Here is a 10,356-nt window from a genome sequence, read left to right on the forward strand (position 1 = left end):
ATCAACGATGCCCGACGCGTTTGCGGTCGATGGGCGCGATGGTCTTGTCGAACCAGGTATCGATCATCTGTTTTTCGTAGCGCAGCGGCTCGCTGTCGAAGTAGCGGTTGAAGGTCTGCTGGTAATTCATGTCGGCCAGCTTGGCCTCGCCGCTCTTGATCACCTTGCCGTCCTGCTCCAGCGTGTAGCGCAGGTCCATGCGCGGCCAGTCGGCGCTGCCGCTCAGCACGCGCAGGTCGCGGCCCATGCGCGCGTTCGGGATCAGGCGGCCGGCCGGGTCGAAGTCGGTCACCTCGATCCGCAGGTCCTGGCCCGCCGGCAGCGACTGGCCCAGCTTGGTGAAATGGTCGCTGATCTGCTGCAGCATCTCGTCGCGCTCCCAGGTGGCAAACGGCAGGTCGTGGAAGGTCTCCGGCTTGACGTAGGTGACGCTGACGGCAGCGGACGCGCTCCCCGCCACCAGTGCCAGCAGGCCCGCCAGGGCCACCGCAGGCATGAACGGTTTCATGGTGTCTTCCTTTCGTGGTATCGGTTCTTTCACAACGAATATACGCCCGTTTGCGCGGCCGCGTCCGTCGCCACGCTGTCAAACTTTGTATCCAAATGTGTGGTCGCGCACCGGGGCTTCCAGCCTCCCTCCGGCACAATGGCCGGGCCGATAGGGAAAGGGGGAAAGCTCATGCCGGAAGGTCCATCGCTCGTCATCCTGCGCGAACAGGCGGCCCGCTTCGTGGGCCAGGAGATCGTGCGCGCCGAAGGCAATACCTGGACCATCGACCCGGCGCGCCTGCGCGGCCAGCGCCTGCTCGCGCTACGCACGTGGGGCAAGCACCTGCTGCTCCAGGTGCCCGGCATGACGGTGCGCATCCATTTCCTGCTGTTCGGCACCTGGCGCATCGACGAGCGCCGCGACAAGCCGGCGCGGCTGTCGCTCGGCTTCGCCGACGGCGGCGACATCCATTTCTATGCCTGCTCGGTCAAGGAGATCGACGGCGACGTCGATGCCGGCTACGACTGGGCCGCCGACGTCATGGCCGACGCCTGGGATCCGGCCAGGGCGCGCAAGACGCTGCGCATGGCGCCGGCCATGCTGGCCTGCGACGCCCTGCTCGACCAGGACATCTTTGCCGGCGTCGGCAACATCATCAAGAACGAGGTCCTGTTCCGTACCCGCATCCATCCGCTGTCCGCCGTCGGCGCGCTGCCGCCCGCCAAGCTGCGCGCGCTCGTGCACGAGGCGCGCGCGTACAGCTTCGACTTCCTGGCGTGGAAGAAGGCAAACGTGCTGAAGCAGCACTGGCTGGCCCATGCGCAGGCCACCTGCCCGCGCTGCCGCATTCCCTTGCACAAGGCGATCCTGGGCCGGACGAAGCGCCGCAGCTTCTGGTGCGAGCGTTGCCAGAAACACTATGCATGAGCCGGAAAGGTGCATGCGCACCACGATGGCGCCATCCGCCGGCGCATGCCATTGGCATGGCATAAAGACAGGGAAGCAACTCGTTGCTGCATGGTGACTCAACAGTGCGCGCGCACAATATTTCTTGTTGTTAATGGGTACTGCCCATACTACAATCGTTTCGACGCGCTGCTGTGCGCACGCCATGTTCTTACTTTTTTTTCATCCTTGTACCCACGCTACGGACATCGTCTATGTCATTCCTTTCTTCTGCCGCGCCGAAACTCGCTCCATGGAAGGTCTTGCTGGTGGACGACGAGCCGGACATCCATGACGTGACCAAGCTGACCCTGTCGCGCTTCCGCCTGGACGGCCGCGCCCTGAGCTTCCTGCACGCCTACAGCGGCGCGCAAGCGAAGGAGGTGCTGGCGCGCGAGAAGGACATCGCGCTGGTGTTCCTGGACGTCGTCATGGAAGCCGAGGACAGCGGCCTCGAAGTGGCGCGCTGGATGCGCCAGGACCTGGACAACCAGTTCACCCGCATCGTGCTGCGTACCGGCCAGCCGGGCCAGGCGCCGGAAGAACGCGTGATCGTCGACTACGACATCAACGACTACAAGGAAAAAACGGAGCTGGACCGCACCAAGCTGTTCACGACCACGTTCGCCGCGCTGCGCGCCTACCGCGACATCATGAAGGTCGAGGATGCGCGCCGCGTGCAGCAGAACTACCGCGAGGGCCTGGAACGCGTGATCGCGGCGTCCTCGCACCTGTTCCGCCAGCGTAACCTGAAGGATTTCGCCAACGGCCTGCTGCAGCAGGTGGTGGCCCTGCTGCAGCTCGAGCAGAGCATGCTGCTGCGCCTGGCCGGCGCCAGCGTGATCGCGGGCGAGGCGCGCTACGAGGTGCTGGCCCGCATCGGCGACCTGGGCGAGGAACCGATCGGCCCGGACCTGGTGGCCCAGCTCGACGAGGCGCGCCACAACCGCATCTCCAAGCTGCACGGCGACACCTACGTCGGCTACTTCCCCAACAACAGCGGCAAGGCTTCGCTGCTGGTGCTCAAGGGCGTCGAGGAGATTTCCGAGATCGACGTGCAACTGCTCGACGTGTTCTGCTCGGGCGTCGCGATCGCCTTCGACAACATCCTGCTGAACCAGGAGATCACCGATACCCAGGCCGAACTGATCCTGCGCCTGGGCGACGTGGTCGAGTCGCGCTCGAACGAGGCCGGCAACCACGTGCGCCGCATGGCCCAGGTATGCCACCTGCTGGCCCAGGAATCGGGCATGTCGGAAGAGGAGACGGCGGTGCTGATGCACGCCGCGCCGATGCACGACATCGGCAAGATCGCCACGCCCGACGCGGTGCTGCTCAAGCCGGGCCGCCTGACGCCGGAGGAATGGGAGATCATGAAGCAGCACCCGACCGTGGGCCTGCAGATCCTCGACGGCTCGCAGCGCCCGATCCTGAAGGCGGCCGCGGTGATCGCCCACCAGCACCACGAGAAGTACGACGGCAGCGGCTATCCGCAGGGCCTGCAGGGCGAGGACATCCACCCGTACGCGCGCATCGTGGCGGTGGCCGACGTGTTCGACGCGCTCACCCACGAGCGCGTCTACAAGGATGCCTGGCCGATCGAGCAGGTGCGCGACTACCTGCAGGACGTCGCCGGCAAGCACCTCGATCCGCACTACGTGGACCTGCTGATCCGCAACCTCGACAAGGCGGAGCAGATCAACCGCCGCTGGCCCGACTGAGATCCCTCCCGATCGGCGGCGGGACAGCCGCCGGGTAGTCGGGTAACATGCGGGGCGACGAAATGATTCGCCGCCCATACTAATCCGGCATGTCCCGATGCGCATCCGAACCCGCCTCCTGATCCTCATCCTCGCGATCCTGGTGCCCGCCTTCCTGGCGGCGGCGCTGGCGGTCGGCTACGTCTACGTCGAGGAGCGGCACGCGCAGGAGAACAGCGTCAAGGAAACGGTGCGCGCGTTCGCCCTGCTGGTCGAGAACGAGCTGGAAAACACCGAGGGCATCCTGCACACGCTGGCGCGCTCGCCCGCGCTGGCCGAAGGCGACATGGAAGAGTTCCACCGCCATGCCCGCGCGATGGCGCCGCTGCGCGACGGCGCCATCGTCCTGCATGCCGCCAGCGGCGCCAGGCTGCTGGATACGCGCGTGCCCTTCGGCAGCGCGCTGCCGGCGCGGCGCCTGGCCAACATCGACACGCTGGCGCGCCGCGACGGCGCCGACCGCACGCTGGTGTCCGACCTGTTCACGGGCCCGGACGGCATCCACCGCTTCGTGGTCCAGGTCCCGGTGCGCCTGGACGGGCGCGTCGCCTACTACCTGAGCATGAGCGTGAACGCGGCCAAGCTGCAGGCGCTGCTGGAGCGCCAGCGCTTTCCCGAGCGGTGGCAGGCCGTGATTGCCGACCGCCAGGGCCGCGTCGTCGCGCGCCTGCGCGAGGCCGAGAAATTCCGCGGCCACCTGGTGGGCGACCAGGCCCTGCGCAGCTTCGCGGCGCAGCAGGAAGGCACCGTGTCCGCCAACAACCTGGCGGGCATCCCGATGCACGGTTTCTTCAGCACCGTCCCCGACTACGGCTGGCGCGCGATGGTCACGATTCCCCAGGACGAAATGCGGCGCGTGCCGCTGTACACGGCATCGTTCCTGGGCGCCATCATGACCCTGCTGCTGGTGCTGGCGGTGGCGGGCGCGCGCTGGTTCGGCCAGCGCGCCGCGGCGCCGATCGAATACCTGGGCCGCGGCGCCGAGGAGCTGGGCGCGGGCCGCGAAGTGGCCTACACGCCGCAGGGCGTGCTGGAGATCGACGCGGTGGCGCGGCGCATGGCCGAGGCCAGCCGCCAGATCCTGCGCGCCCAGGCCGAGATGGAACGGCGCGTGGCCGAGGCGGTGGCGAACAGCGAGCGCGCCCAGAGCGCGCTGCTGCAGGGCCAGAAGCTGGAAGCGCTGGGCCGCCTGACGGGCGGCATCGCGCACGAATTCAACAACCTGCTGCAGACCCTGACCACGGCGCTGCAGATCGCCGCGCTGACCTCGAACCAGCCCAAGGTGCAAACCCTGATCGACACCTGCAAGCGCACCGTGGGCCGCGCCACCGCGCTGACCACGCGCCTGGGCTCCTTCGGACGGCTGCAGGACGCCAGGCTGGCGACGGTCGATCCGGGCGAGCAGATACGCGGCTCGGTGCAGCTGCTGCGCGGCGTGCTGCGCCAGGGCGGCGGCCTGGAGATCGACTGCGCCGACGGGCTGTGGCCGGTGACGGTCGATCCGCTGCAGTTCGACCTGGCCCTGCTGAACCTGACGATCAACGCGCGCGACGCCATGCCGGGCGGTGGCCGCCTGGTCATCGCGGCGCGCAACGAGACGCTCGAGCCGACGACGACGCGGCCGGGTGGCGACTACGTGCGCGTGAGCGTGACGGACACCGGCAGCGGCATGCCGCCCGAGGTGCTGGCGCACGCGCTCGACCCGTTCTTCACGACCAAGGCGCCGGGCGAGGGCACCGGCCTGGGCCTGCCGCAGGCCTACGCGTTCGCGACCCAGTCGCAGGGCTGGCTGGCGCTGACGAGCGCGGTCGGTGCCGGCACCACGGTCGACGTCTACCTGCCGCGCTCGCGCCAGCCGCTGACGCCGCAGCAGGCGGCGCGCCAGGGCACCGCGCTGCCGCGCGGCGCCGGCCGGGTGCTGTTCGTCGAGGACGATCCGCTGGTGCGCGAGGCCGTCGTGCGTGGCCTGGAGGATGCCGGCTTCGACGTCGTGGTCGCGGCCAGCGGCGACGCGGCGCTGGCCATGCTGGACGGCGGCCTCGACACCGACGTGGTGTTTTCCGACATCGTCATGCCGGGCCAGGTCAGCGGCATCGACCTGGCCGCCCTGCTGCGCGAGCGCCGTCCCGGCCTGCCGGTCGTGCTGGCCACCGGCTACACCGACCAGCGCGCCGCGCTGCCCGGCGTGCAGGTATTGTCCAAGCCGTACGAGATCGAACAACTGGTCGCCCTGCTGGGCGGCCTGGCCACGAAGGAGTAAGGACCATGGCACTGCAAGCCCTGCCCCTGCGCATCGGCGCCGGCGCCGACCTGCGCGCCGCGCTCGACGCCGTCCTCGCGCGCCACGGCGCCAGCGCCGCCTTCGTCGTGCAGGGCATCGGCAGCCTGTCGGTGGCGCAACTGCGCTTCGCCGGCCGGCCCGGCTGCACGGCGTTGCGCGGCGACCTGGAGATCGTCTCCCTGGGCGGCTCGCTGTCGCCGGACGGGCCGCACCTGCACATGGCGGTATCCGACGCCGCCGGCCGCGTGACCGGGGGCCACGTGGGTCCGGGCTGCATCGTGCGCACCACGGCGGAGGTATTGGTGGCGCTGTTGCCGGGTTGGGAGTTCGGCCGCGAGGACGATCCGGCGACCGGGTACAAGGAATTATCGGTACGCGCCAGGTAGGGTGGACGGCTCCGCCGTCCACGCGTCCAACCGGCTTGCGAGTGGCCGCGCGGCGTGCAGATCGCGTTGAACGGCTTACGAGTGGCCGCGCGGCGTGCAAACCGTGTTGAACGGCTTACGAGTGGCCGCGCGGCGTGCGAATCGTGTTGAACGCGTGGACGGGGGACCCGTCCACCCTACGCCACGGCGGCCAGCTTGGGCTTGTTCAGCTTGCGCGGAAACCGCAGGTGATACTGCAGGCCCGTGCCCGGGCTGCTCTCCACGCGCAGGGTGCCGCCCAGCGCACCGGTCACGAGGTTGTACAGGATGTGCGCTCCCAGCCCGCTGCCGCCGTTGCCGCGCTTGGTCGTGAAGAACGGGTCGAACAGCTTGGCCAGCGTGTCCTCGTCCATGCCGGCGCCGTCGTCGCCGTATTCGAACGCCACCATGTCGTCTTCCAGCACGGCCTGGATGCGGATCCGGCCCGGCTGGTCGCGCTCGAAGCCGTGCACCAGCGAGTTCACCACCATGTTCGTCAGGATCTGCGACACCGCGCCCGGGAAGCTCTCCATGACCAGGTCCTTCGGGCAGTCCACCTCGACCTTGACCGGGCGGCCCTTCAGCTTGGGCTGCAGCGACAGCAGCACCTCGTTGATGTAGGCGCCCAGGTTGAACGTGCGGATGTCGTCCGAGGACTGGTCCACCGCCACCTGCTTGAAGCTGCGCACCAGCGCCGCGGCGCGCTGGGTATTGGTGGTCATGATGCGCAGCGACTGGTCGACCACGTCGAAGAACGATTGCAGGCTCTCTTCCGTCATCTCGCCGTTGGCCAGTTCCTCGCGCGTGAGCTTGAGTTCCTGCACCAGGTGGCTGGTGGCGGTCACGCAGATGCCCAGCGGCGTGTTGATCTCGTGGGCGACGCCGGCGACCAGGCGGCCCAGCGAGGCCAGCTTTTCCTGGCGCACCAGTTCCGACTGCGCCTCCTGCAGCTGCGTCAGCGCCTGGTTCAGGGCGGCGTTGCGCGCCTCCAGGCTTTCCTTGGCCTTGCGGATCGCGCGGTCGGCCTGCATGCGCGCGATCGCCACCGCGACGTGGCTGGCGATGAAGGCCAGCAGGTCGAGGTCGGCCTTGGTGTACACGATGGTCGGGTCGTAGCTCTGGATCACCAGCACGCCGTAGGCCTTGTCGTGCACCAGCAGGGGCGCGCCGATCCAGCTGGCGATATTGGTATTGCCGAGCGGCTGGCGCACCTTGCCGGCGGCGTGCAGGCGCGCGAAGCTGCCGGCGTCGTGCAGCTGCGCCTGGCGCGTCTGCAGCACGTAGGACACCATGCCGGCGCCGAACGGGAAGCGCTTGTACGGCGCCTCGGCGTCCTTCTCGTCGACGAAATAGGGGATGCTGATCTCGCCGGTGTCCGGATGGGTCAGCGCGATCAGGAAGTTCCTGGCGGTCATCAGCTCGGAGACGATGTCGTGCAGGCGCTGCGCCAGCACCTCGGTCTCGAGCATGGCGGCGGACAGGTCGGCGATCTGGTACAGGGCGTGCTGGACCTGTTCGGCGCGGCGCCGCTCGGCCACTTCGCGCGCCAGCGCGCGGGTGCGCTCCTGCACGGCGCGCTCGAGCCGGTCCATGCTCTGCAGGCCCTGCAGCGCGTTCGACACGTGGTTGGCGATCAGCGAGAACAGCGCCTCGTCCTCGGCGCTGTAGGTGTGCTGCGGCAGGTAGCTCTGCACGACGATGGCGCCCAGCACCTCGTGCTGCTGGTCGAGCAGCGGGCAGCCCATCCAGTGCTCCGCCACGCTGCCGCGGCCCCAGGTGCTGCCGTTGTCGCGCGCGCGCTCCTGGTCCGACGTCATCGACAGCGGCTGCCGGTTGAGCATCACCCAGGCCGTCGGCGACTGCTCGGGCGAGGCCAGCGCCACCCGCTCCTGCGGGTCCGGCCCCTCGTCGACGGTGTCGACGAAGTAGACGAAGCGCACGGTATTGTCTTCGCGCTCGGCCAGCGCGACATAGAAATTGTCCGCATACATGATGCGGCCCAGCGCGTGGTGCACGGCGCCGAGGAATTCGCGGATGTCGGTGCAACTGGCGGACAGCTGCCCGATCTCCAGCAGCATCGCCTGGACCGCTTCCAGGCGGGCGAGACGGCTTTCCATCGCTTCCCTTTCAAGCATGAATAATGCGTGAGGGAAATAGTACCAGTTCAACCCACGCACCGGCGCATCGGGGCGCGGAAAAATCGCCGCGCCCGCCTCGCCGCCACGTTCAGCGCGGCGCGCGGAAATCGTTCTCGATCCAGGCCATGGCCGAGGACGGCGACAGCTTGAATCCGGGTTCCACGCGCACCTGCGCGACGCGCTCGCCCATCTCGTCGAAGGCGGACAGCAGCGCGTACGGATTGTCCTCGTCGGGCACGATGTCGAGCGTGACCTTGAGTTCGCCGTCGGCGGTCGACACCACGGTGTTCTTGTGCAACTGCGCGTGCAATTGCTGCTCGTGACGGCGGATCACCTCGGACGCCGTTTTCACCAGCGTGTGGAAGGCCGGGGTGTCGAGCGGTTTCGGGTTCTTCTTGTCGCGTCCCATGGTCCAGGGACCGACCAGGGCCGGTTCGGATTCGCCATCCTTGTACATGGCCACCGCCCAGCCATCGTCGTCTTCGTTCTTGATGACGCGCGCGGTCCAGCCATTGCCCTGCCACAGGCGCGGCTCCTGCACGGGAGCGTCGTCGTCGTGGGATGCTTCGTCGTTCATGTCGTTCATTCTCAATCCGGCGGGCTGTGCCCAAAGCCAGATCATAGGGAATTCCGCCGCCCCGGACAAGGCGCGGACGACGAATCGCGCGCAGCGCCGGCGCAGCGCCCGCCCCGGCCGGCCGAACGCCCGCCGCGCCGGCGTCCTAGATGATGCGCAGGCCGGGACCGGGCGGCGGAACGATCGGCGGACCGGGCAGGCTGGGCCGCGGGTCGATCGCGGGATGCGGCATGTCTCGGCCGAACGGATTGATGAGCGGGTTGATGAGAATGGGCGGAATGGCCGGCGGCGCCGAGGGTGGATTCTTGTGGCCGGCAGCGCCCGCCGGTCCTTCCCGGATCAGGTGTCGCGTCTTCTGCATGGGACCTCCTGCAATAGAGCAGGCTGTCAGTATAGCCCCCGTGCCCGGCAATGCAAGGCTTGATTTCCGGCATTCCCGCCCGTCCGCTCATCTGCCGCGCACGCTGTTCGGCCCCGCGAAAACGCAGCCTGTCGCACGCCGCTGGAGCGGCGTGGCCGGCATGCCTACAGTAGCACCATGCCGCCGACAAACGAACGAACGGCACAACGACTTCCAAGAGGATTCATCATGAAAAAGATCGCCGCCATCGTCTTCCTGTTCCTGTTCGCGCTGATGCTGTGGAATATGTTCGCCTGGAGCGGGGACATGGCCTTCCACGTCGACGGCGACGAGATCGACGGCCCGCTGGAAGCCCTGCTCGGCATGCTGTTCGCGGGCGGCGGCATGCTGGTGGCCGGGGTGGTGATGCTGATGGTGGGCAGCATCCTGGCCGTGGTGTTCGCCGGCGTCGGCATCCTGTGCGTGGGGGGCCTGCTGCTGGGGGCGCTGCTGGTCGCGCTGGTGGTGTCGCCGCTGCTGCTGCCGCTGCTGGTGCCGGTGGCGATCGTGTGGTGGCTGGTGAGCCGCTCGCGCCGCAATCGCCTCCTGCAGCAGCCGGTGTAGGTGCAAAACCGGGGTCAGGGCCCTTGAAAAGCAATACCGGGCCCTGACCCCTGCGCACCCGCCGTCAATCCGTCAGGCGCCGCGCCGCCGCGTACTGCTCGTAGCCGCGGGCGCGCAGGGCGCACGCCGGGCAGGTACCGCACCCGTGGCCCCAGGCATGCGCGGCGCCCCGCTCGCCCAGGTAGCAGGTATGGGTGTCGAAGCGGATCAGGTCCACCAGCGCTGCGCCGCCGCTCTGCTCGGCCAGTTCCCAGGTCTGCTTCTTGTCCAGCCACATCAGCGGCGTCTCCACCTTCAGCCGCGTCGCCATGCCCAGGTTCAGGGCCACCTGCAACGCCTTCATCGTGTCGTCGCGGCAGTCCGGGTAGCCGGAGAAATCGGTCTCGCACATGCCGCCCACCAGCACGTTCAGGCCGCGCCGGTAGGCCACCGTCGCCGCCACCGTCATGAACAGCAGGTTGCGCCCCGGGACGAAGGTGTTCGGCAGGCCGTTTTCCTGCATCGCGATCTCGACGTTGCTGGTCAGCGCCGTGTCCGAGATGCGCGCGATCAGCGACAGGTCGATCAGGTGGTCCTCGCCCAGGCGTCCGTCCCAGGCCGGATCGAGCGCGCGCATCTTCGCCAGCACGGTCGGGCGCACTTCCAGTTCGATCGCGTGGCGCTGGCCGTAATCGAAGCCGATGGTCTCGACGCGCGCGTAGCGCTGCAGCGCCCACGCCAGGCAGGTGGTGGAGTCTTGGCCGCCGCTGAACAGGACGAGCGCGGTATCCGGTTGGTGCATATTGAGTATTCCTGAG

General features: G+C 68.4%; 10 protein-coding genes. 5 read left to right on the forward strand and 5 right to left on the reverse strand.

The window, feature by feature from the left end:
• Nucleotide 1: 1 nt before the first annotated feature.
• Nucleotides 2–508 carry a DUF3016 domain-containing protein gene (locus tag QZ749_RS23140; protein ID WP_296952096.1) on the reverse strand — a complete coding sequence of 169 codons (507 nt, stop codon included), beginning with the start codon at nt 506–508 and terminating at the stop codon, nt 2–4.
• Between the two features lie 171 nt (nt 509–679).
• Between QZ749_RS23140 and QZ749_RS23145 the strand changes: the two genes are divergently transcribed.
• The 4 genes from QZ749_RS23145 (at nt 680) to QZ749_RS23160 (ending at nt 5,862) form a co-directional block, all read left to right on the forward strand.
• Nucleotides 680–1,417, forward strand: coding sequence for a DNA-formamidopyrimidine glycosylase family protein (locus QZ749_RS23145; protein ID WP_296952098.1), 738 nt, complete (start codon nt 680–682; stop codon nt 1,415–1,417).
• 233 nt (nt 1,418–1,650) lie between these two features.
• Nucleotides 1,651–3,156: an HD domain-containing phosphohydrolase gene (locus QZ749_RS23150; RefSeq protein WP_296952103.1), complete on the forward strand. Its 1,506-nt coding sequence runs from the start codon at nt 1,651–1,653 to the stop codon at nt 3,154–3,156.
• 97 nt (nt 3,157–3,253) lie between these two features.
• Nucleotides 3,254–5,455, forward strand: a complete 2,202-nt coding sequence (locus QZ749_RS23155) for a response regulator (RefSeq protein WP_296952107.1) — start codon at nt 3,254–3,256, stop codon at nt 5,453–5,455.
• Nucleotides 5,456–5,466: 11 nt separating this feature from the next.
• Nucleotides 5,467–5,862: a PPC domain-containing DNA-binding protein gene (locus QZ749_RS23160; protein WP_296952203.1), complete on the forward strand. Its 396-nt coding sequence runs from the start codon at nt 5,467–5,469 to the stop codon at nt 5,860–5,862.
• 176 nt (nt 5,863–6,038) lie between these two features.
• On the opposite strand, the gene QZ749_RS23165 is transcribed toward QZ749_RS23160, so the two are convergent.
• The 3 genes from QZ749_RS23165 to QZ749_RS23175 form a co-directional block, all read right to left on the reverse strand.
• Nucleotides 6,039–8,015: a GAF domain-containing sensor histidine kinase gene (locus QZ749_RS23165; RefSeq protein ID WP_307726677.1), complete on the reverse strand. Its 1,977-nt coding sequence runs from the start codon at nt 8,013–8,015 to the stop codon at nt 6,039–6,041.
• 91 nt (nt 8,016–8,106) lie between these two features.
• Nucleotides 8,107–8,595, reverse strand: a complete 489-nt coding sequence (locus tag QZ749_RS23170; RefSeq protein ID WP_296952207.1) for a hypothetical protein — start codon at nt 8,593–8,595, stop codon at nt 8,107–8,109.
• 145 nt (nt 8,596–8,740) lie between these two features.
• Entirely contained in the window at nt 8,741–8,956 is a 216-nt protein-coding gene (locus QZ749_RS23175) for a hypothetical protein (RefSeq protein WP_296952110.1), read from the reverse strand.
• A 228-nt stretch (nt 8,957–9,184) separates the two neighbouring features.
• Here QZ749_RS23175 and QZ749_RS23180 point away from each other — a divergent pair, with 228 nt between their 5' ends.
• A complete protein-coding gene (locus QZ749_RS23180; RefSeq protein ID WP_296952112.1) occupies nt 9,185–9,559 on the forward strand; it encodes a hypothetical protein in 375 nt (124 codons plus the stop codon).
• Nucleotides 9,560–9,623: 64 nt separating this feature from the next.
• On the opposite strand, the gene queC is transcribed toward QZ749_RS23180, so the two are convergent.
• The gene (queC, locus tag QZ749_RS23185; RefSeq protein WP_296952114.1) at nt 9,624–10,340 is read right to left on the reverse strand and encodes a 7-cyano-7-deazaguanine synthase QueC; all 717 of its coding nucleotides are present in this window, start codon (nt 10,338–10,340) and stop codon (nt 9,624–9,626) included.
• Between the last annotated feature and the right edge of the window lie 16 nt (nt 10,341–10,356).

This window comes from uncultured Massilia sp., assembly GCF_913773735.1.
Taxonomy (GTDB): domain Bacteria; phylum Pseudomonadota; class Gammaproteobacteria; order Burkholderiales; family Burkholderiaceae_D; genus Telluria.